This is a genomic window from Streptomyces longispororuber, assembly GCF_024448165.1.
Classification (GTDB): Bacteria; Actinomycetota; Actinomycetes; order Streptomycetales; family Streptomycetaceae; genus Streptomyces; species Streptomyces longispororuber_A.
Window position 1 is genome coordinate 1 of sequence record NZ_JAMOLN010000024.1, and the last position, 20,910, is coordinate 20,910.

The 20,910-nt window shown below is 70.2% G+C and carries 20 protein-coding genes, 1 tRNA gene and 2 pseudogenes; 9 read left to right on the top strand and 14 right to left on the bottom strand.

The features are described 5' to 3' along the window. Positions 1–161: 161 nt before the first annotated feature. Positions 162–1,466: an MFS transporter gene (locus tag M4J07_RS09575; protein ID WP_255969661.1), complete on the top strand. Its 1,305-nt coding sequence runs from the start codon at positions 162–164 to the stop codon at positions 1,464–1,466. Positions 1,467–1,573: 107 nt separating this feature from the next. Here M4J07_RS09575 and M4J07_RS09580 read toward each other — a convergent pair whose 3' ends face one another. Next, positions 1,574–3,058 carry an aldehyde dehydrogenase family protein gene (locus M4J07_RS09580; protein WP_255969664.1) on the bottom strand — a complete coding sequence of 495 codons (1,485 nt, stop codon included), beginning with the start codon at positions 3,056–3,058 and terminating at the stop codon, positions 1,574–1,576. Positions 3,059–3,281: 223 nt separating this feature from the next. On the opposite strand from M4J07_RS09580, the gene M4J07_RS09585 reads away from it, so the two are divergent. Then, the gene (locus tag M4J07_RS09585; protein ID WP_255969666.1) at positions 3,282–4,052 is read left to right on the top strand and encodes a calcium-binding protein; all 771 of its coding nucleotides are present in this window, start codon (positions 3,282–3,284) and stop codon (positions 4,050–4,052) included. A gap of 54 nt (positions 4,053–4,106) precedes the next feature. Here M4J07_RS09585 and M4J07_RS09590 read toward each other — a convergent pair whose 3' ends face one another. Next, positions 4,107–4,967 carry a helix-turn-helix transcriptional regulator gene (locus M4J07_RS09590; protein WP_255969668.1) on the bottom strand — a complete coding sequence of 287 codons (861 nt, stop codon included), beginning with the start codon at positions 4,965–4,967 and terminating at the stop codon, positions 4,107–4,109. A gap of 181 nt (positions 4,968–5,148) precedes the next feature. On the opposite strand from M4J07_RS09590, the gene M4J07_RS09595 reads away from it, so the two are divergent. Further along, the gene (locus tag M4J07_RS09595; protein WP_255969671.1) at positions 5,149–6,093 is read left to right on the top strand and encodes an SDR family oxidoreductase; all 945 of its coding nucleotides are present in this window, start codon (positions 5,149–5,151) and stop codon (positions 6,091–6,093) included. A gap of 52 nt (positions 6,094–6,145) precedes the next feature. On the opposite strand, the gene M4J07_RS09600 is transcribed toward M4J07_RS09595, so the two are convergent. After that, entirely contained in the window at positions 6,146–6,694 is a 549-nt protein-coding gene (locus M4J07_RS09600; RefSeq protein ID WP_255969674.1) for a GNAT family N-acetyltransferase, read from the bottom strand. Positions 6,695–6,768: 74 nt separating this feature from the next. Continuing rightward, positions 6,769–7,068: a hypothetical protein gene (locus M4J07_RS09605; protein ID WP_255969677.1), complete on the bottom strand. Its 300-nt coding sequence runs from the start codon at positions 7,066–7,068 to the stop codon at positions 6,769–6,771. Between the two features lie 191 nt (positions 7,069–7,259). Between M4J07_RS09605 and M4J07_RS09610 the strand changes: the two genes are divergently transcribed. Further along, positions 7,260–8,522: an MFS transporter gene (locus M4J07_RS09610; RefSeq protein WP_255969680.1), complete on the top strand. Its 1,263-nt coding sequence runs from the start codon at positions 7,260–7,262 to the stop codon at positions 8,520–8,522. 62 nt (positions 8,523–8,584) lie between these two features. On the opposite strand, the gene M4J07_RS09615 is transcribed toward M4J07_RS09610, so the two are convergent. The 4 genes and pseudogenes from M4J07_RS09615 to M4J07_RS09630 all read right to left on the bottom strand — a co-directional run bounded on the left by M4J07_RS09615 (position 8,585) and on the right by M4J07_RS09630 (position 11,833). Next, the gene (locus M4J07_RS09615) at positions 8,585–10,060 is read right to left on the bottom strand and encodes an FG-GAP and VCBS repeat-containing protein (RefSeq protein WP_255969683.1); all 1,476 of its coding nucleotides are present in this window, start codon (positions 10,058–10,060) and stop codon (positions 8,585–8,587) included. 125 nt (positions 10,061–10,185) lie between these two features. Next, the gene (locus tag M4J07_RS09620; RefSeq protein WP_255969686.1) at positions 10,186–10,668 is read right to left on the bottom strand and encodes a pyridoxamine 5'-phosphate oxidase family protein; all 483 of its coding nucleotides are present in this window, start codon (positions 10,666–10,668) and stop codon (positions 10,186–10,188) included. Positions 10,669–10,718: 50 nt separating this feature from the next. Next, positions 10,719–11,318 (bottom strand): annotated as a pseudogene (locus M4J07_RS09625) (YdcF family protein); the annotation flags it as partial. Between the two features lie 152 nt (positions 11,319–11,470). Beyond that, entirely contained in the window at positions 11,471–11,833 is a 363-nt protein-coding gene (locus tag M4J07_RS09630) for a winged helix-turn-helix transcriptional regulator (RefSeq protein WP_255969689.1), read from the bottom strand. A gap of 55 nt (positions 11,834–11,888) precedes the next feature. Here M4J07_RS09630 and M4J07_RS09635 point away from each other — a divergent pair, with 55 nt between their 5' ends. After that, positions 11,889–13,115, top strand: a complete 1,227-nt coding sequence (locus M4J07_RS09635) for an MFS transporter (protein WP_255969692.1) — start codon at positions 11,889–11,891, stop codon at positions 13,113–13,115. Positions 13,116–13,220: 105 nt separating this feature from the next. Here M4J07_RS09635 and M4J07_RS09640 read toward each other — a convergent pair whose 3' ends face one another. Beyond that, on the bottom strand, positions 13,221–14,021 hold the full coding sequence (locus M4J07_RS09640; RefSeq protein WP_255969695.1) for a GTP pyrophosphokinase: 801 nt from the start codon (positions 14,019–14,021) through the stop codon (positions 13,221–13,223). 134 nt (positions 14,022–14,155) lie between these two features. Further along, entirely contained in the window at positions 14,156–14,809 is a 654-nt protein-coding gene (locus M4J07_RS09645; RefSeq protein ID WP_255969698.1) for a class I SAM-dependent methyltransferase, read from the bottom strand. A 100-nt stretch (positions 14,810–14,909) separates the two neighbouring features. On the opposite strand from M4J07_RS09645, the gene M4J07_RS09650 reads away from it, so the two are divergent. Further along, positions 14,910–14,982 (top strand) — tRNA-Trp (locus M4J07_RS09650). 86 nt (positions 14,983–15,068) lie between these two features. Here the strand turns inward: M4J07_RS09650 and M4J07_RS09655 are convergent. After that, a complete protein-coding gene (locus M4J07_RS09655; protein WP_255969701.1) occupies positions 15,069–15,320 on the bottom strand; it encodes a hypothetical protein in 252 nt (83 codons plus the stop codon). A gap of 499 nt (positions 15,321–15,819) precedes the next feature. On the opposite strand from M4J07_RS09655, the gene M4J07_RS09660 reads away from it, so the two are divergent. Next, complete coding sequence (locus M4J07_RS09660) at positions 15,820–16,149, top strand: hypothetical protein (protein WP_255969704.1); 330 nt, start codon at positions 15,820–15,822, stop codon at positions 16,147–16,149. 129 nt (positions 16,150–16,278) lie between these two features. Beyond that, a pseudogene (locus M4J07_RS09665) lies at positions 16,279–17,366 on the top strand (lipid II:glycine glycyltransferase FemX). A gap of 43 nt (positions 17,367–17,409) precedes the next feature. Here the strand turns inward: M4J07_RS09665 and M4J07_RS09670 are convergent. The 3 genes from M4J07_RS09670 to M4J07_RS09680 all read right to left on the bottom strand — a co-directional run bounded on the left by M4J07_RS09670 (position 17,410) and on the right by M4J07_RS09680 (position 20,397). Beyond that, positions 17,410–18,279, bottom strand: coding sequence for an SDR family oxidoreductase (locus tag M4J07_RS09670; protein ID WP_255969708.1), 870 nt, complete (start codon positions 18,277–18,279; stop codon positions 17,410–17,412). A gap of 46 nt (positions 18,280–18,325) precedes the next feature. Beyond that, positions 18,326–18,898, bottom strand: coding sequence for a DUF6417 family protein (locus tag M4J07_RS09675; protein WP_255969711.1), 573 nt, complete (start codon positions 18,896–18,898; stop codon positions 18,326–18,328). A gap of 254 nt (positions 18,899–19,152) precedes the next feature. Beyond that, complete coding sequence (locus M4J07_RS09680) at positions 19,153–20,397, bottom strand: cytochrome P450 family protein (RefSeq protein ID WP_255969714.1); 1,245 nt, start codon at positions 20,395–20,397, stop codon at positions 19,153–19,155. Between the two features lie 201 nt (positions 20,398–20,598). Between M4J07_RS09680 and M4J07_RS09685 the strand changes: the two genes are divergently transcribed. Next, positions 20,599–20,910 carry a trypco2 family protein gene (locus M4J07_RS09685; RefSeq protein ID WP_255969717.1) on the top strand — a complete coding sequence of 104 codons (312 nt, stop codon included), beginning with the start codon at positions 20,599–20,601 and terminating at the stop codon, positions 20,908–20,910.

Consider the following 20,910-nt stretch of genomic DNA (forward strand, 5'->3'; position numbering starts at 1 on the left):
CCGAAAGGCCTTCCCGGCCCCGGCGCGCCGCCGAGGTGCGCGCCGGGGCCGTGCCGTGCCGTGCCGTACCCGGACGCGGTGGGCGACTCCCCACGTCCTCCGCCGGTCCACGGTTCAGCCCTCCCCTGCTCCATTCCGCTCTTTCCAGGATTGGACTCACCATGGCCGACACCGAACCACCCGTCACCACCCGCGAGGCCCAGCGCACCGTTCACCCGTACCTGGTGAGCAAGCGCCTGCGCCTGCAGATCTTCGCCATCACCTGGGTCGCGTACGCGGGCTTCTACTTCGTCCGGCAGGCGTTCTCCGTCGCCAAGCTCGGCATCCTCGACGACCCGCTCCTCGCCCACACGCTCTCCGAACGCGTCCTCGGTGTCATCGACGCCGTCTATCTCGCGGCGTACGCCGTCGGGCAGTTCGTGTGGGGCGCCTGGTCCGACCGGTTCGGGCCGCGGGTCGTCGTCATCACCGGCATGGTGGGGGCGATCGGCGCGGGGCTGCTGATGGGCGCCTTCACCGGGGTGCTCGTCTTCGGCGGCGCCATGGTCCTCATGGGCCTGGCGCAGTCGGCCGGGTGGGCGCCCCTGTGCAAGAACATGGGCGCCTTCTTCCCGGTCGCCGAGCGGGGCCGGGTGCTCGGGTTCTGGTCCACCAACTACGCGTTCGGTGGTCTCGCGGCACCCCCGTTCCTGGGCTGGCTCGCCTACTCCGTCTTCGACAGCTGGCAGGCGGCGTTCTTCTGCGGGTCCGCGACCCTGGCCGTCGTCCTCGTCCTCTTCGTCCTCTTCCAGCGCAACGCACCCGAAGGGGCGGGCGACACGGAGCAGACCGCTCCCGCCGTGCCGGCCCGGCACGGCGGTCTCGCCCTGTACCGCAAGACGCTGCGCGACCCGATGGTGCTCACTCTGGGCGCCGCCTACTTCCTGCTCAAGCCGGCCCGATACGCGATCCTGTTGTGGGGCCCGGTGCTGGTCAGCGACCGGCTGCCGCAGGTGGACAAGGTGGGGGCCACCCTCATCCCGATCGCGTTCGGGGCGGCGGGGGTGCTCGCGCCGATCGTCGTCGGCTGGGTGTCGGACCGGCTCTTCCAGTCCCGCCGGGTCCCCGCCTGCGTGCTGGCACTCGCCGTACTCACCGTCGTCCTGGCCCTGTTCATGCCGCTCACCGCGACCGACAGCGTCGGCATCATGATCGCGCTGCTCGGCGTGATCGGACTCGCCGTGTACGCGGCCGACTCGATGATCTCGTGCGTCGCCGCGGTCGACTTCGGCACGGAGGAGGCCGCGGGCACCGCGGCGGGCCTGGTCAACGGCTGCGGCTCGGTCGGCGCGATCCTGGGCGGGCTGCTGCCCGGCTTCCTCTCCGGCTCGGCCCTGTTCATCCTGTTCTCGATCACCGCCGCGCTGGCCGGCCTCGTCATGCTCCCCCACTGGAACCGCCGCCCGCGCACCGCGACGCCCCGGTGACCGCCTGACGGCGACGTCGAAAAGGGCCGGTGCCCCTGGTGGGGCTCCGGCCCTTTCGGCGTGCAGGGTTCAGTACTGGATGCCAGGTCCAGACGCGCGTACGAGTGTCAGTACGAGATGCAGGCCGAGTGCCAGGCCGTGTAGAAGTCGAAGACCTCCGGCGAGCACTCCGGTGGCCCGTACTGGCTGGCCTTGTCCCCCACGTGCGGCAGGTGCGCGTACGCGCCCACGCCCGGCCGGTTGACGTGCAGCATGCCCGCCTCGAAGCGTTCCAGAGCCTCGAAGGCGCGGGTCTGCGAGGTGGTGAACACGGTCCCCGACATGCCGTACTTCACCGAGTTGGTGATGCGCAGCGCGTCGTCGAAGCCGTCCGCGTCGACCACCGCGAGGACCGGGCCGAACACCTCCTCCTGGGCGAGTTCCGCGTCCCACGGCACGTCCCGGATCACGGTCGGCTGGACGTAACAGCCCTCGGGCAGCTCCGGGCGTTCCTCGCGGCCGCCGCCGCACACCACCTTGCCGCCGCCGCGCTGGGCGCCCGCGATCGCCGCGAGGGCCGCGTCGCGGCGGGCGGTGTCCACCACCGGGCACAGCTCGGACGCCTCGTCGAAGCCGGGCCCGACCCGCAGATGCGCGACGCGGGCGACGAGCCGCTCCAGGAACTCCTCGCGCACCCGTACGTCGACGACGGCCCGGCTGGTCGCCGAACAGCGCTGGCCCGCCTGCCCGAACGCGCCGTGCACGACCGCGTTCACGGCCTTGTCCAGGTCGGCGTCGTCACACACGACGACGGCGTTCTTGCCGCCGAGTTCGAGCTGGGTGCGCAGCAGCCGGTGCGCACCGCCCGCATGGATCGCGGTGCCGATCGGCAGCGATCCGGTGAAGCTGATGCCGGCGACGGCCGGGTTGGCGACCAGTGCCTCACCGGCCGCGGCATCACCCTGCACGAGGTTGAGCACCCCGTCGGGCAGGCCCGCCTCCCGGAACACGTCGACGAGCAGCGCCGAGGTGAGCGGCGTCAGCGGTGACGGCTTGAGGACGGCGGTGCAGCCGGCCAGCAGCGCCGGCGCCACCTTCCACATCGGGATCGCCAGCGGGAAGTTCCACGGCGCTATCAGCCCGACCACGCCGATCGGCTTGCGGAAGGTGTACGCGAAGGTGCGTGCCTCCTCGGCGGGGGCGGTGACACCGCCGAGGAGGCGGGCCTGTCCGGCCGTGAACTCCAGCACGGCCAGGGCCCGTTGGACCTCCCCGGTCGCCTCCTTCAGGAGCTTTCCCTGTTCCCGCGTGATCGCGTACGCCAGTTCCTGGGAGCGTGCCTCCAGGATGCGGCCCGCCTTCGTCAGGTAGCCGGCCCGTTCGATGGGGCCGATGCCGCGCCAGTGGTCGAGGGCCTGCGCGGCCGCGTCGACGGCGACGTCCACGTCGACGCCACCGGACTCCGCGAACTCCCCCAGGACGTCGGAGAAGTCGGCCGGGTTCACGTCGGCGCGGCGCTGTCCCGACTGCGCCGCGACCCACTGCCCACCGATGTAATTGCCCGTCAAACGCTCTGCCACATCGAACCGCATGTCACCCGGTGCCACAGCCATGGTCTGCTCCTTCGCAGCCGGTGGGATCGTCACCGCCACCCTCGCCCCGCGAACAGTGGGTGAACAACGGGCGATCTCCCAATAGCAGCCATAGGACACCGCTATCCGCCGCCCACCGGCCAAGGCCGGGAGAACCGGCCCCACCGCCCGTACAACCAACCTGACCTGTCGGGTGTCTTCTCCACGCCCGGACCGAGATCCGGCTCATCCTGCCTGGAGAACCATGCGAATCCGTACGGCCGCCACCGCCGCGGGCGGCACCCTCGCCCTGCTCGGCGTCCTCGCGCCCGCCGCGCACGCGGACGCCCACAAGGGCGACACCACCTTCACGTCGGTGACGTTCAGCAAGTCCACCGTGAACGTCGGCGTCAGCGCCGCCCAGTCCCTGACCGTCGTGGCGACCGCCAAGGACGGTTCCGGCATCAAGGGCATCTACGGCGGCAAGCTGGTCAGCCCCGACCAGCACATCACGTTCCCCGTCGACGCGTCCTGCACCCGGCCGACGACCACGACCATGAAGTGCACCTGGACGTACTCGCTGGACGCGAACGACTCCGACGACTACGCCGACCTGAAGAACGTCCAGGCCGGCACCTGGCACCTCGACGCCGAGGCCGCCGCCAACGACCAGGACTTCTACACGCTCGACACCAGCAGGACGGTCAAGGTGAAGCGCTACGCCAAGCTGACCGCCACGCAGGCGAGCCCCGAGCCCGTCGTCAAGGGCCGCACCCTGACCGTGACCGGCGCCCTCACCCGGGCCAACTGGAACACGAACGTCTACGCCGGGTACACCTCCCAGAAGGTCGCCCTGCAGTTCAAGAAGTCCGGCTCCTCGACCTACTCCACGGTCAAGACCGTGACCACCGACAGCGCGGGCAAGCTGAAGACGACGGTCACGGCGAACTCGGCCGGCACCTGGCGCTGGAAGTTCGCCGGCACGAGCACGACGAGCGCGGTGACCGCCGGCGGTGACAGCGTCGCCCTGAAGTAGTCGCGCCGCAGGACTGGAGCGGGCCGGCATCGGCGTCTTCCGATGCCGGCCCGTCTACTCTCCCCCTGAGCCCGTCCGGCGCAGCGCCTGCGTTCCTATGACCGACAGCAGTTGCAGCTTCTCGTAGCTCTCACTGCCAGGGACGGCGGTGTAGACGAGCAGGAAGTGCGACTGGTCCGGGTCCAGCAACCTCTGGCAGGTCAGCTCCAGTGGGCCGACCTCGGGGTGGACGAAGTGCTTCACCTCGTCGGGCCGGATGCCGACTTCGTGGTCGTGCCACACGCGCCGGAACTCCTCGCTCTCGGCGAGCAGCAGATCGACGTAGTGGGCCGCACGGGATCCGGGGCCGCGCAGCGTGGCCACCCCGCGCAGCCCCGAGACGAACATCCGGGTGAGGAACGGATGGTCGTCGGGAGCGTAGAGCCCGCGCGTGGTCGGGTCGGTGAACCAGCGGTAGCCCAGGCTGCGGGCCGGGCCGCTGTATGCGGTCAGGTCACCGGTGAGCGCGATGCCGAGCGGGGTCTGCCGCAGTGTCTCGCCGAGTTCCGTGACGATTTCCGCAGGGGTGTCCTGCAGCCGGTCGAGGATGCGCAGCAGTCCGGGGCCGATGTGCTCGCTGTCCACACCCCGCGGGGGAGGTGTCTGCCCGGCGAGGCGGAACAGGTGGTCGCGTTCGTCGAGGGAGAGGCGGAGGCCCTGCGCGATGGCGGCGATCATCTGCTCGGACGGCTGAGGCCCGCGCTCCCGTTCCAGACGCGCGTAGTAGTCGGTCGACATGTGGCACAGCACGGCCACTTCCTCCCGCCGCAGCCCGCTCGTCCTACGGCGCCGGCCACGCGGGAGCCCCACGTCCTCGGGCTGCAGTGACTCCCGTCGGCGTCGGAGGAAGTCCGCAAGTCCGGTCCGATCGATCACCGTGCGCCGTCCTCACCGTGCTGGGCCACTTGGCTCTTCGCTCCTCCTTTCTACCTCCCCCACCTCGCGACATCCACGGATCATCGATCCCCCCTTCACGGGTTGCCGCCGCCAGGGCGGCGAACGAGGCTCGATGACGTCCACGGCGGTGGACGCAACGACACGACCCCGGAGTGATCCCATGCCGCGCAAGCCCATCGACATCACCGTCCCCGACCTGTCGGGCAAGCGCGCCGTCGTCACCGGAGGCAGCGACGGCATCGGGCTCCGCCTCGCCACCGGGCTCGCCGCGGCCGGCGCCGAAGTCGTCCTGCCCGTCCGCAGCCCGCACAAGGGCGAGGCCGCGCTCACCACGATCCGCCGGACGGTCCCCCAGGCCGACGTGTCACTCCGCGAGCTCGACCTGTCCTCGCTCGCCTCCGTCGCCGCCCTCGGCGACGCCCTGCGCGCGGAGGACCGGCCGATCCACATCCTCATCAACAACGCCGGCGTCATGACCCCGCCCGAGCGGCGGACGACCTCCGACGGTTTCGAGCTCCAATTCGGCACCAACCACCTCGGCCACTTCGCGCTCGTGGCCCATCTGTTCCCCCTGCTGCGCGCGGGCCGGGCGCGCGTCACCTCGCAGGTCAGCGTCGCGGCGAAGCAGGGCTCCATCAACTGGGCCGACCTGAACTGGGAACGCACCTACGACGGCATGAAGGCCTACCGCCAGTCGAAGATCGCGTTCGGGCTCTTCGGCCTCGAACTCGACCGGCGCAGCCGGGCCCACGACTGGGGCATCACGAGCAACCTCGCCCACCCCGGGGTCGCTCCGACGAACCTGCTCGCCGCACGCCCCGAGATGGGCCGCGCCGAGGACACCCTGGGCGTGCGCCTCATCCGAGCGCTGTCGGCCCGCGGCATCCTTGTGGGGACGGTCCACACCGCACAACTTCCCGCCCTGTACGCCGCTACTTCCCCCGAGGCCCGACCAGGCGGGTTCTACGGGCCGGGCGGGCTCGGACACATGGGTGGCGCTCCCGGCGAACAGAACCTCTACTCCCGCCTTCGCAGCACCGAACAGGCCCGACGCATCTGGCAGGTCTCCGAAGAGCTCACGAAACGTGCCTTCCCTCCCAGCTGAGGTCCGCCGAAGGGCACATGGCGCCCCGCCAGGGAGCCGGGATCGGCGTGGTCTACGGCCGCCACTCGCGCCTGAGCAGCCCGTACACCCAGGAGTCGGACACCTCGCCGTTCACGACGCAGTCCTCCCGCAGCGTCCCCTCCCGCACGAACCCGTTCTTCTCCAGGACCCGGCCGGATGCCGCGTTGCGCGTATCGGCCTCGGCCTGCACCCGGTTGAGATCCAGCGTGTCGAACGCCCATCCCAGCAAGGCGTGCGCGGCCTCCGTCGCGTAGCCGTGGCCCCACATCGACTCGTCGAGGCAGTAGCCCAATGACGCGCTGCGGTTGCCCTGGTCCCATCCGATCAGACCGCACCAGCCGACGAAGGCGCCGTCAGCAGCACGGTCGACAGCCACCCGCGCCCCCGTGCCCTCGTCGGCGACCTTCCCGCACATCGCGATGAACCGGTCGGCGCGAGCCCGGTCGGTCCACGGCTCGGAATCCCAGTAACGCATCACGTGGGTGTTGCTGTGCAGCGTGTAGAGGTGGTCCGCGTCGGCGGCGGTGAAGGGCCGCAGTCGCAGGCGGTCCGTGTGCAGGGTGGGCGTGGGCAGAGTCATGCGCACCATCTTGCGTGTCGTGCGTGTGCGCGGAACACCGAATTTACGAGTGGGGCCCGGGCCTCCAACTTCCCTTACTGCACCGCCCCGTCCGGAATGCACACGTACCCCGGGCCCCACCCGTTGCGTTCGACGTGGCTGGGCTCCGTGGAGCGCAGGCAGAAGAGCCACGCCTCGCGGTAGGACGCATCCGTCAGGATCAGCAGTTGCTCGTCCTCGTCCGCCCGGTCGAAACTGCCGAACGCCTCGTCCGACAGCACGACGGTGCCCGTACCCGGCTCGGGCCCGGCGGCAACGGCCGGGGCGGACCAGACAACGGGCGCGGCCAAGGCCATGACGACGGCTCCCGCGGCGGTGGCGGTACGGATGCGCATGGAGGTTCTCCCTGCTTCGACGACAAGAGGACAAAGGGACATCGCCTGCCCAACTCCCGCGGCACCGCCTTGGTCACGCACCGCCACGATCCCCGCGCACCGCACGGGTGACGTCGCATACCTGCCAGCGTTCACCGCGCAGGCCCTGTGGACTGATCACGCAACGCCGGTCCCTCCCCAGGACGGAAGTCATGACCTCGACAAACGCCACCACCACTACCGCCACCACCACCTCCGCCGACTCCGCCGCGACACCCCGCCCCGGCGAAGTCGACTTACCGACGCGGTCCCCTCTGGTCGGCTGGCTGGCCGTCGTCGCGGTCATGCTGGGAATCTTCTCGATCGTCACGACCGAGATCCTGCCGATCGGCCTGCTCACCACGATCGGCTCCAGCTTCGCCGTCTCCGACGGGGCGGCCGGGCTGATGATGACCATGCCCGGCATCCTCGCGGCCGTCTCCGCGCCCGTGATCACCGTGGCGACCGCGCGCATCGACCGCCGTCTCATGCTGTGCGTGTTCGTGCTCATGCTGGCCGGGGCGAACTTCCTGGCCGCGGCGGCCCCGGACTACTGGCTGGTCCTGCTCTCCCGTGTCGTCGTCGGCATCGTCATCGGCGGTTTCTGGTCGATCGGCGCCGGACTGGCCCCGCGTCTGGTACCCGCGACGTCGGTCGGACGGGCCAACTCGGTGATCTTCTCCGCGGTACCGCTGGGTTCCGTACTCGGCGTACCGGCCGGCACGTTCATCGGGGACCTCGCGGGCTGGCGGACGACGTTCATGGTGCTGGGCGCCTTCGCCGTCGGTGTCCTGGCCCTGCTGCTCCTCGTGCTGCCGCCGCTCACACCTGAGCAGCCAACCCGCCTGGGTGTGCTGCGCGGCATGTGCCAGGGCGTCAACACTCGTTTCGCGTTGCTGCTGACGTTCCTGGCCGTGCTGGCGCACTTCGGCGCCTACACCTATCTCACTCCGTTCCTGGAGCAGGTCACGCAGGCCGGCTCAGGGCTGATCACCGTCTTCCTGCTGGTCTACGGAGCCGCGGGAATCGTCGGCAACTTCGTGGGCGGCGCAGTGGTGGGCCGCCGTCCCCGGGTGGTCTTCGGTGTCGCCGCGGGCATGATCGCCGCCGTCACCTTGTTGCTGCCCGTACTCGGCCGCCGGCAGGCCGGTGCCGTCGCACTGCTGGTCGTGTGGGGCGTTGCCTATGGCGCCGTCCCCGTCTCCTCGCAGACGTGGTTCGCCAAGGCAACCCCGCACGCTCCGGAGGCGGCGTCGGTGCTCTTCACCGCCTCCTTCCAAGCGACGATCTCCCTCGGCGCGCTGGCCGGTGGCGTCATCGTGGACCGGACGTCGCCGTCGACGGTCATGACGCTCGGCGGTCTGGCGGCCACGCTCGTGGTCGTGGCCGCCTGGACACACTTCGCCCGGCGTCTGACCTGGCCGAACGGCGCCTGAAACCGGTGAGGAGGGCCGTCCGGGAAATCACCCGCCGACGGCCCGCGCTCACCCGCCGCCCGCTAGGGGATCAGTGCTCCGGGGCCGTTGTCGCCGCCCAGGTTCCAGCCGAACAACGCCTTCGTGGCCGGCGCCCCGATGTCCCTCGGGTTCAGCGCGACCGACTTCGACGCCGTCACGCCGGAGGCGGCGCCGGGCAGCATCCACACCGCGCCACCGTTCACGACGAGGTCCAGGTTCTCGCCCGGCGCACTCGCGACCAGGTCCGCCTTCCCGTCACCCGTCACGTCCAGCAGGCGCACCGACCCGCCGAACACGTCGCCGCTCTCCGCGACGCCCGACACACCTGCCGTGTCCTGGTGGAACGCCTGCGCTCCCTGGCCGGTGAGCCCGCCCTTGCCGCCCTTGAGCAGCACCACCGCACCGGCTCGCGTCTTCGTGCCGATCGCCTCGCCGGTCACGCCGACGGCCAGGTCGGGGTATCCGTCGCCGTTCGCGTCGCCCGCGTTCAGCCGATCGCCGAACTGGTCGCCCTTCTCGCTCGCCCCGGGCACGCCCGCCGTGTCCTGCGTGATCGTCTGGGTCCTGGTCTGACTGGGGCCCGACGCCGACCCGTAGAAGATCTTCACGGTGCCGGGGTCGTCGTCGGTGGCCTCGGTGTCCTCACCCGGGAAGATCCGGGTGGCGAGGTCCGCGTACCCGTCCTGGTCGAAGTCGGCGACGGCGGTGGCGGCCGCGGAGTTCAGCCGCTGCGGGACGGTGGACAGGCCGGTCTTGGTGCCGAGCCAGAGCTTGCCGCCCTCGGCGTGGTTCTCGTAGACGTAGAAGGTGGCGAGATCCTCGATGCCGTCGCCGTTGAAGTCACCCGCCGCCGTGGAGTTGATGAAGTTGTCGGTGCTGAACACCTTCACCTGCTGCTCGCGGGCCGGGGCGCCGTCGCGTCCGAAGGGCCCGTAGAGCACGTCGTGGTAGTCGTAGTCCTCGCCGTTGCTCATGAACAGGTCGATGTGACCGTCGCCGTCGAAGTCGCCCGCGGTGATGTCGTCGCCGACCTGGGCGTTCGCGGGTGCGGGGACCCGCACGGCGCCCTCTCCGGTGATGCCGCCCTTGCGACCCCACAGGACGATCACCGATCCGCTGGCGTTGTCGTCGGGCCGGTAGCCGCGGGCGACCGCAGCCAGGTCGGTCAGGCCGTCGCCGTCCAGGTCGCGGGCGATCATCGCGTACCCGAAGACGTGGTTGTCCCCGGAGGTGCCCGGCACACCGGGGGTGTCCTCGGTGATGGTGGTCGTGCGCGCGGGGTCGATGCCGTGTGCCGAGCCGTAGGTGATCGTGATGTATCCGGCCCAGAGCTGGCCGCCGACCTTGGCGCCGGCGGCGGAGACGGCGACGTCCTGGTAGCCGTCGCCGTCGAAGTCCTCGCGCACGGTGGTGGCGCCGGCCTTCGCGGATGCGGTGCCCGCCACGATGGGGACGCCGAGCGATCCGATCAGGGCGGCAGCCACAGCGGTCGATACGGCGGGTCGACGAATGCCCACGGTTCCTCCTTGAGGCGCAGGCGAGATCGAGACGCGTGCGCAGGGACGAGATTCACCTGAGAGACCCGTGGAGACGGCTGATGGTTGTGCGCCGAGTGGGTGGTGAGTTCCGGTACGGGTCCTTGCTACAGGGATACCGGCATGCGGTGGTCGGACACGCGGCCGTGCGCGGGGCACGGCTCACTCGACGCTTGCGGGCAGAGCATGGAGTGTTCGGTCACCGTTGCTCGGTAAGCCCGGTACTGCCCGGGCGGCCGGAAGGCCTCCGGTCCCCTGCCGAACGGTGCCGCGCTCAGGTAGATCTCCAGGCCCCGGTCCAGTTCGGCTCCGGTCAGTTCGCACGCCGTGGCGGCCATGTACACCGCCTCGTCGGAGCCCGGTTCCTGCTGTGAGTCGAACACCACGATGCCGACCTCGGGCCGCACCGCGATGTTGCGGACCTGTGTCGCCTCGGGCGAGGAGATCCAGTAGAACGTCGAGTACCCGTCGGCCACGTAGAAGACTGGCGACGCCCAGGGCCGGCCGTCGGAGTCGGCGGTCCCCAGCGTCATGAATCGGTTCGCGTCGATGATTGCCCGACCATTGACCTCAAGCTCTCCAGTGTCCATGGCGCAGACCGTACCTTTGACGCGCCCTGCCGCAACCGGCCGAACCCTGGCGCGACCTTGCGCTCGTCGGCGCTGAGACCACGAAGTGACCAGAGCCCGTAGAGCGCGAGCAGCGGTTTGACGGCCGGCCACTCCCCCGGTCGATAGTCGTTCGCGCGCACCAACTTCCCCGCGAGGTCGGGGCGTTGCCGCCGCAAGTAGGCGCGGGCCTTGAGCGCATGAGCCGGCTGGGAGACGACCTTGATGCGGTCGACGTCCTCCAGCTCGGGAATCACGTTGGTGATGTTCTCCCACGTGGTCGCGCTCCGATCCTCAAGAACGACCCGCCCGTCGAACCCCAGCACCGCTTTCGCGTAGTCAGCCATCAACTGCGCCTCCGTGGCACCCTGGCCTGCGGCCGCACCACCGCTGAACACCACGCGGGTCTCCCGCGCCTCGCGATCGACGACGGACCGAATCCCGGCACGGACCCGCCAACGGTTGATCGGGTTCGCCGTCTCCTGCGGATTCCGGTACCCCAACACCACGACGGCAACGGAACCGCCCTCGCGGTCCCCCACGAGCACCCGCGACCACCGCCAGTTCAGCCACTCACCCCAAGCCAGGCCGGCCACGCCGACCACCATCACCAGTCCAGTGCTCCGCCGCATGCGGCGACTCTAGGGGCTGCCTGATGGCGCCCGACGAACTCTGATCCTGCGGCCGTCGGCGATCACTCACACCCAGCCGTCACCCCAGGAGCCGCCACACCCGACACGGGCGCCGAGCCGGGTCGCTCATGGCCGGGCAGCGGCTACCGACCTCACCGCCCCGACTCAGCCTGCGCACGCGCACGTTCGATGTCGGGGACGTGGTGCTCCGCCCACTCCCTGACCGCGCGGAGGGGTACGAGCAGCGACCGCCCGAGGTCCGTGAGGGCGTACTCGACGTGTGGCGGGTTCGCCGAGATCTCGGTGCGGGAGATCAGGCCGTCGTACTCCATCGCACGCAGCGTCTCCGTGAGCGCCTTGGGTGTGATCCCGCGGATGTGCGCCTTGAGCTCGGTGAAGCGCATCGGCGCCCTGTCGAGCGCGTTGACGACGAACACCGTCCAGCGCGCCCCGATCCGGTGCAGGACGGTGCGGCTGGGGCACGTCGCCGCCATGACGTTGTAAGCCTTGCCCATGGAGGACTCCCGGTAGCGTTGTAGATACCGATATACAAACTATACCTTCGAAGTCGTGGCAGACCTCGATTCCGCAATCCGCCCTCCGAAGACTCGACACGGTCGTTTCGTCACCGCGATCGTCATCGACTCGATCGGCACCGGCGTCTTCATCCCCGTATCGATGCTGTACTTCCTGGCCACGACCTCGCTGACGCTGGTCCAGGTGGGCGCGGCGCTGACGGCGGCCGGGCTGCTGGCGCTCCCGGCAGGGCCGTTGGCCGGAGGACTGGTCGACCGGTACGGCGCCAAGCCGGTGCTGCAAGCGGCGAACCTGGCCCAGGCGCTCGGTTTCGCCGGGTATCTCGTCGTCGGCCAGACCTGGCAGATCGTCGTCTGCGCCTGGTTGAACAGCGCCGGCAGGGCCGTGTTCTTCGGCTGCTACGGCGTGACCGTCACGGCGTTGGCCGCGCCCGGCCAGCGCGAGCGCTGGTTCGGCCTCCTCGGGTCCGTGCGCAACCTCGGCTACGCGCTCGGCGGTCTCCTGTCCGCCGTCGCCGTCGGCATCGGAACCGACGGCGCCTACGCCACGATCGTGGCCCTCAACGCCCTGTCCTACGTCGCCGCCTTCACCTTGTTGCGGTCCGTGCCGAACGCCCGTCCCGCGGCGGGCCACGACCCTGTCGGTGGCTGGCGGCGCGTACTCCGGGACCGGCGTTACCTTCCGGTCGTCGCTCATCAACTGTGCTTCGCCATCTCACTGTTCGCCCTGAACATCGCGATACCGGTCTACGCCGTGGACGTCCTCGGACTGCCGGGCTGGACGGCCGGAGCGGTCTTCACGCTCAACACCCTGATGGTCGGCTTCGGCCAGGGCATCGTCATCGGCCGGCTCCGCGGACGGGTCCGCAGCCGCGTCCTCGTCGCGGGACACGTCTGCTTCGCCACCGGCTACGTCCTGTTCCTCGCCGCCGACGGCGTGAGCGCACTCACCCTCGCGGTCACCGTCGTGCTGCTCGGCGCGGCCTCCTACACCCTGGGCGAGATCCTCGGCAGCCCGGTCACGTCGACGATCGCCGCGGAGAGCGCCCCGGAGGCCCTCCGAGGCCGGTACCTGGCCCTCAACCAGCTCGCCGTGACCGTCGCAGGGGCGGTCGCGCCGATCGCCCTCTCCGGGCTGCTGTCCGCCGGAGCACCCGCGATCTGGCTGACCCTGGTCGGCGTCGGCGCCCTCGGGGCGGCACTCGCCACCGTGATCGGCCGGACGGTGCCGGCGGCTCGGAGCCGCATCGGGGAGGTGTAGCGCTGCGCTCCTCGGCACACTCAGTACTCAGCACTCAGCACTCAGCAGGGGCGGACGACGCAACGGGGAACCAGTACCCCGTGCCCTGGCCGAGAGACGGACCCCTCAGTCCGCCGACCGGCCGCTCTCCTCCGACTCCGTGCTTGCGCGGGCGCTCTCCCACAGCCGCACCAGCATCTCCTCGTTCATGCCCGACGGCTCGTTCTCGGCGCGCTCCCACCCGGCCCCGCGCACCTTGGTGTGCAGCGCCTCCATCCGCTGGTCGAGCTGTTCGGCGAGGTGCGCGGCCTCGGTCAGGCTGGTGACGAGTTCGGCCGGCACGGAGCCCTCGTACTTGTAGTAGATCTTGTGCTCCAGGCTGGCCCAGAAGTCCATGGCGATCGTCCGTACCTGCAGTTCTACGGGTACGGGTACCGGGCCGGTGCTGAGGAACACGGGGATCTCGAGCAGCGCGTGCAGGCTCTTGTAGCCGTTGGCCTTCGGCTGGGCGATGTAGTCCTTGACCCGGAGCACGCCGACGTCGGTCTGGGAGGTGAGCGCCTCGAGAACCCGGTAGGTGTCGGCGATGAAACTGCACGTGATCCGTACGCCGGCGATGTCGTAGATCCCGGCCCGGATCGCCTCCGGCGTGGGGTCGATGCCGAGGCGGGCGGCCTTCTTCAGGATGCTCTCGGGGGATTTGACGCGGGAGCCGACGTGCTCGATGGGGTTGTACCGGTGCATGTGCAGGAACTCCCTGCGCAGGATCGACACCTTGGTCAGCACTTCGTCGACGGCGAACTCGTGCTCCATCTGGATGCGCTGGAAGTCCCTGCGTATGCGGTGCGCGAACGCCACGTCCATCAGCTGGGGAGGCTCCCCTCCTGTGCTGTTGCTGTCCGCGGGTTCCTGCGTCGGGTCGGCCACAGTCGCTGGTCCTCTCTCAGGACTCCCTCCATCAGCACCATCCGACCCTCTGCCCGCGGTTTCCGCATCCCGGGGAGCCGCATGGGGAGCTGTATGGCGAGCTGCACTTGGACGCGCGATCGCGGTGCCCCTGTTCAGTTGGGCGAGTGGTCGGCGTCATTCATCTGGAGCACCAGAGAGCTCCACCAGACGTTGTCACGGCCGTGAAGATCGGGACGCTCGCTTCGGTGGACCGTCCGCAGACCGTACGTACTGCCCAGCTCGACTGTCTCAGCAGCGGACACGGCGAACATGCGGCGGCTTTCGGGCACAGGGCCGTGGCGCAGATTGACGAAGAACCGGCCGCCAGGCACCAGCAATGCGGCGATCCTGGCCATCGCGTGCCGCCGTTCCTCGGCGTCCAGATGCATCCACACCGCAGTGGCGAAGACCGCGTCGAAGCGGCCTGCGTGCTGGCTCAGCGCCAGGTCCGGAAGAACGTCGTCGACCCAATCAATACCGCTGTCTGCATGGATTCGCTGTCCATGCGCTCGCAGTTCCGTGGTCGGCTCGACAGCCACGACACTGTGCCCACGGGCCGCCAAGGGGGCGGCATCGCGTCCGGTCCCTGCGCCCACATCCAGGATGCGGCAGGGCTCGGCAGGAACGAGCCGCAGCACATCGAAGTGGACTTCTTCGAAGGTGACTTCCTCGTACTGGACGGCGAGCGCGTCCGCCCTCTCGGCATATCCGGCGGTTCCTCCGGCCGGGCTGTTGCCCTGCCCGGTGGGGGCCAATTGATCACTCATCGCCGAAGACTACTCGCCCACTTGTTCTCATACGTCCGCGTGGCTGCAGAAAATCCGTTGGCCGCCAGGCAGACGGCGATGCCAGACTTGCGCCCAGCGAAGGGGTGTAGCTCAGAGGCCAGAGCGCCGGTCTCCAAAACCGGATGCCGCAGGTTCGACTCCTGCCACCCCTGCTACCGATCGCTCGACGTAGGTGTCGTGTGTCCGCCCACCGGCGAGTGCGCGACATCGCTCCCACGCCGTGCCCGATCTCGCCCTCTCACTCCCAACTGGTCTCCGGGATCTCGCGATGGGAGTGCGTGCCCCACCCGTCTCGGTCGTGCCGGGCGGAATGGTCGGCGACCATGCCCTCCCAGGACCGGTCAGGCCACCACAGGGCGCCGTGCACCTCGTGCAGGTGGTTGTGGAGCGCCTCCAGCGCCACCGGGTCCGTCACCCGCGTGAACACGTAGAAGGGCCACTTGCTCCGCCCGGTCAGGATCCGGGTCTGCCGCATCTTCCACCTGGCCATGCTCACCCCCACCGACGATGCCATGATGCAGCATCTGCCGACCATCGCGCCCCGCACCTCCGCTGATCTGCCTCAAGGTCGTCCAGCGCTCAATGGCCGGTCACGGCGGAGATAGCTGCTCCGCAGTCATGACCGCGTGGGGCGCGGGCACTTCGAAGCGCTCTTCAGAGGCAGCTCGTATGATCGCGCCACGTCAACCAAGGGGTGGGGAATGGGAATCGACCGGTCCAGACACTGGGTGCATTTCACCGCAGGGGCAATCGCGGCGGGAATGCTTCTCGTCGGGTGCGGCACCGTCGACAGCAACGACGTGGCCGGGGCCCCCTCCACATCCGCCGCGCCGTCGTCCCCGTCCCCGTCGTTCACCGGACGTCCGAAATGCGCGAGGGCCCCCTCGGACCCGGTGCCCTCCGCATCGCCCACCCGGTCCGGGACGGCAACCGCCGACAGCGGTCCCTCTCCGGAGAACCCTCACTACGACGAGAACCACGCCTACCGGATGTCCGGGCAACTCACCGCCGAGAACCGGGCAGCCGGCGAGGCCACCGCGCGCCTGATCCGTCCCGCGCTGGAGAAGCTGCGCAAGAACAAGCAGTTCAGCGAGGAGAGCGTGCGCACCGTGCTGTCCAAGTGGGGGTGCGGAGACGACAACGGACTCGCCATCGCCTCTGAGGCGCCGCAGTACGAGCGCGTCTGGTTCTCCTTCCACAACGGCAGTTCCTGCGTGTCCGCCGAGATCACGTCGCAAGCCGTGACGACCGAGGTCTACGGCGCCTACGCGGAACCGGACCCGTCCGGGCCCTGTGTGGAGAACCGCGGCGGACACTGAGCGGAGTGCACGACCGGGAGGAACTGGTCAGTCCGTGAGCGGGGCTCGCTCGGGTCGGTGGCCGAGCGGTCCGTTCCTCCTCCGGGATCGACGACGCCGCGCACCCCTCCCGAAGCACCTGCCCGGGGCCTGCGCCTCACTAGGACCCGGCCATCGGTGAGTCACATGCAGGTTCCCGCATGGGGGACGTGAAGCCGGACTGGCGGGCCGAGAGTCTGGGGTGGTTCAACGAGGAAGGGCGCCTGGTCGGGGCGGGGCTGGTGCTGCTGCGGCCGTTGCCGAAGGTGAAGCTGAAGCGGTACCTCGCCTACCTGCCCGAGGGCCCGGTCATCGACTGGACGGCTCCCGACGTGGAGCGGTGGCTTCAGCCGATGCTCGCCCACTTGAAGGAGCGCGGCGCCTTCTCGGTGAAGATGGGGCCGCCCGTGGTCACCCGCCGCTGGAGCGCCGACGCGGTCAAGGCCGCGATCACCGATCCGCAAGCCAGGAAGCTGCGCGACGTGGACGCCACCGCGCACGAACCGCAGGCCTTCGACCTCGCCGACCGGCTGCGCCGCATGGGCTGGCAGCAGACCGAACCCGACGACGAAGACGGCTTCGCCGCGGGCCAGCCACGCCATGTGTTCCAAGTCCCCTTCGCCGGACGGACGTTGGACGAGGTACATCGGAGTCTCAACCAGCAGTGGCGGCGCAACATCAAGAAGGCGGAGAAGGCCGGCGTCACGGTCGTGCAGGGCGGCTACGACGACCTGCCCGCCTTCCATGAGATCTACGTCGAGACCGCCCAGCGGGACCGCTTCATCCCCCGCCCGCTGGCCTACTTCCAGCGCATGTGGACGACGCTGCGCGCCGAGGGCGACGACCGGATGCGTCTCTATCTCGCGCACCACGAGGGCGAGGTGCTCGCCGCCGCCACGATGCTGACCGTCGGCGAACACGCCTGGTACTCCTACGGCGCGTCGACCAGCCGCAAGCGCGAGGTCCAGCCGACCAACGCCATCCAGTGGCGGATGATGTCCGACGCCCATGAACTCGGCGCCGGCACCTACGACTTCCGCGGCATCACCGACACCTTGGAGGAGGACAACCACCTGTTGGGCCTGCTCCGTTTCAAGGTCGGCACCGGCGGGCAGGCCGTGGAGTATCTCGGCGAGTGGGACTATCCGCTCAACAAGGTCCTCCACAAAGCCCTCGACCTCTATATGTCGCGACGCTGACAAACTTGCGGCTGGCGGCTTACGGCTGGCCTCCGGCATTCGACTACCGTGCGCCGACCTCGGTGCTCGACGATCCCGCCGGGGCCACGTCAGACCGCAGGAACTCCACTGCTCCACGCAGCACACTGCGCAGACGACGCTGGCTCGCGCGGCTGTCGAGGCGTACGTCGAGGGCCCCGCGCACCGTGCTCTCCGCCCGCAGCCCCGTGCGCAGGCGGGACGCGTCGAGACCGTCGCGGCGGGCGATGAGGACGCCCAGTTCGTGGCGGCTCAGGGCGTCGGGCCCGGCGAGGTGATGGATGCCTGGCGCGCCGTTCGCGGCCAGTTCCAGCAGGGCGGCCGCCAGGTCGGTGACATGGACCGGGCAGCGGACGTCGTCGGTGAAGAGGGCGCCGTCGGCGGTGCCGGCGACGAGTCGGTGCACCAGGCGCTCGTGCACGGAACGCCCGTGGCCGATGATCAGGGACGTACGGGCGACGGTCGCCCTCGGATGCACCGCGAGGATCCCGGTCTCCGCCGCGGCTTTGGCAGCTCCGTAAGGGGTGATGGGGTCCGGGAGGCAGGACTCGTCGTAGTGGACGCGGTCGGCCCCGGAGAACACCGCGTCACTCGAGACGTGGACCATGCGGATCCCGTGCCGCGCGGCGACCAGCGCGAGGTGGAGCGGGCCTTGAGCCGTCACTGCCCAGTCGGCGCCGCCACTGGACGCGTTGACGACGACGTCGGGCCGGACACTGTCGAGTACCGCCGCGATCTCCGTCGTACGGCTCAGGTCCAGGGGCAGCCAGCGGACTCCGGCGATGTCGACGGCCTGCGTGGCGAAGGTCGCCGTGACCGTGTGTCCGGCGGCCGCCGCCTGCCGAGCCGCCTCGCGCCCGAGAAAGCCGCTGCCACCCACCATCAGTATGTTCACGACACATCATCTTCCTCGGTCCCGGCCGGCACGCCCACCCGCCCCCTCACGCCCGGGTGGTACCGCTGTGCTCCTCCGCTTCGTGCGGGACGGGAATCGGCTGCGGCGGGTAGACCACTCCGTAGATGCGGCCGAACCGATTGGCCGGTGCCGCCGAGCCGCCGAGCCGTTCCAGGAAGAAGGCGCGGGCTATGCACCGCATCTGCGCCCCGTCGACGTGCATGATCCACCGGTTGGCGACGGCGTTGAAGCGCGCGGAGTCGACGACCGGCTGGAGCCCGTCCGCGGGGCGGTGGCGCAGTCGGTCGCCGAGTGCGACGAACCGCTTCAGCACGTCGAGTTCCGAACGGCGCAGCGCCACCATCTGCAGGCCGGGCGCGGGTGGTTCGAGGGCTACGGGGGCGGCCCGCCGCTCCGCGTAGAGCAGCACGTCCCAGCCGTCCGGGGTGAGCCGTACCGCCCACAGCGGCGGAGCGCCCGTCCTTGCGGAGAGTTCGGCCTGCTCGTTCGCGGACGCCACTCTGGCCAGGCCGAGTTTGACCAGCGGAGACATGGTGCGTGCGTCGACCCCGGGGCCTGCCGTGGCCCAGCCGTCCGGCTCACCCTGTGTGTCCGCCACACGCTGCAGCAACGCGATGTGTCCCTCTGAACGTCCCATCCCCGGCCTTCCTGCCGACCCGTGCGATGGCGTGACGCTAGCGTGCGGGGCCGTCCCGCTGGGCGCGTTGTGGGCAGCATCCCCCGAACTGGTAGGCGCGCAGAGGTCCTGTCGCGCGCTCTTGCGAACCACAGCGCGCCGAGCACCGAGCACCGAGCACCGAGCACCGAGCACCGAGCACCGAGCACCGAGGGCATGCTGCCCGCCCTCGACGTCTACCAGCGCACCGGCAGCTCGCGCAGGCTCCGCATGAGACTCGTGCGCCACTGCGGCGTCCCGTCGCCGTCGAAGGCGAGCCGGGGGAAGCGGTCCAGCAGGATGCGCAGGGCCACGGTCGCTTCCATGCGGGCCAGCGGCGCGCCGAGGCAGTGGTGCAGGCCGTGGCCGAAGGCGAGGTGGGCGCGTGTCCTGGCCGGGTCGCGGGTGATGTCGAACCGTTCGGGGGCCGGGAAGCGCGCGGGGTCGCGGTTCGCGGCGGCGACGGACAGGACGACGCGCGCGCCGACCGGTATCCGGGCGCCGCCGAGTTCGACCGGTTCGGCGGTGTAGCGGTAGGTGCCGGCCGGTGCGGGCGACTCGTAGCGGAGCGTCTCCTCGACGGCGCCTGTCAGCAGTGCGGGGTCGGCGCGGAGGGCGGCCAGCTGCTCGGGGTGGCCGAGCAGCAGCTGAACGGCGTTGGAGATGAGATTGACCGTGGTCTCGTGTCCCGCGACGAGCAGCAGGAAGGCCATGCCGAGCAGTTCCTCGGGCGTGAGGCGGTCGGCGCCGTCCCCGTCGTGGCTGCGCACGAGGGCGTGCAGCAGATCGCTGTCCGCCGCGTCCGGCAGCCGCCGCTTCTCCTCCGCGAGCCCCGCGAGGTACGCGCCCATCTCCTGCGAGGCGCGGGCGGAACCTTCCGGATCGTCCAGGGCGACGACCTGCGTGGACCAGGCCCGGAAGGCGGGCCGGTCCGCGTCGGGGACGCCGAGCAGCTCGCAGATGATGGTGAGCGGCAGCGGATAGGCGTACGAGGCCACGAGGTCGGCGCGGCCGTCGGCGGCCACGGCGTCCAGGAGCGCGGTGGCCGCTTCCTCGATGCGCGGGTACAGCGCCTGGACGCGGCGGGCGGTGAACTCGCGGGCCACCAGTGTCCGCAGGCGGGTGTGGTCCGGCGGGTCGACCTGGAGCATGTTGCGGCCCACGGCGTACAGGCCGTCGTCCTGGAAGTCGGCGGAGTGCCGTACGTCGTTGCGCAGCCTGGGGTCGGTGAACGCGGCGCGCACTTCCTCGTGGCCGATGACCAGCCACGACTCGTCTCCCGTGGGGAACCGCGCGTAGTGGACGGTGCCGCTGGTGCGCAGGGCGGCGAAGGCGCTGTAGGGGTCGGTGGTGAAGTCGTCGGTGAGGTCGGCGAGTCGGACGGTGGGGTACTGCGTGCGCGTGGACGACGACGTGGAGGGCATGGACGGCATGGACGGCATGTGCGACTCCCGGACAGAACTGGGGATCGCTCCCCGTTTACGTGTCGACGGACCCTAACACGAAGCGGGGAGCGCTCCCCGCTTTGGTTGTGCAGGTGGCGCCGCGGACCGGGGTGAAGGTCGATCGGGCGGGGTTCAGGTACGCGCGCGGCAGCCACCTGGCAGACTCGTGGCGATCGACATACCTGGAGGCAGCAACCGATGAGCGAACCTGAAGGCGTGCTCCTGGCCGACTACATCCGCGTGCTCCGCGACCAGTTGGAGACGGCGCAGGAGGAAGGCGCGAGCCGCGGGGTCAGATTCGGCGTCGGTGACGTGGAGTTGGAGTTCGAGGTCACGATGACGCGGGAGGCGAGCGGACGCGGCGGCGTGAAGCTGTGGGTCGTCGAGGCGGGCGCCGACGGCAAGTACAGTGGCGGCCGGACCCAGCGGGTGCGGATGACCCTGACGCCGACCGACGACGCCGGCCGGCCGCTGTCCGTCACCGACCGCCTGCCCGAACTCCCGCGCTGA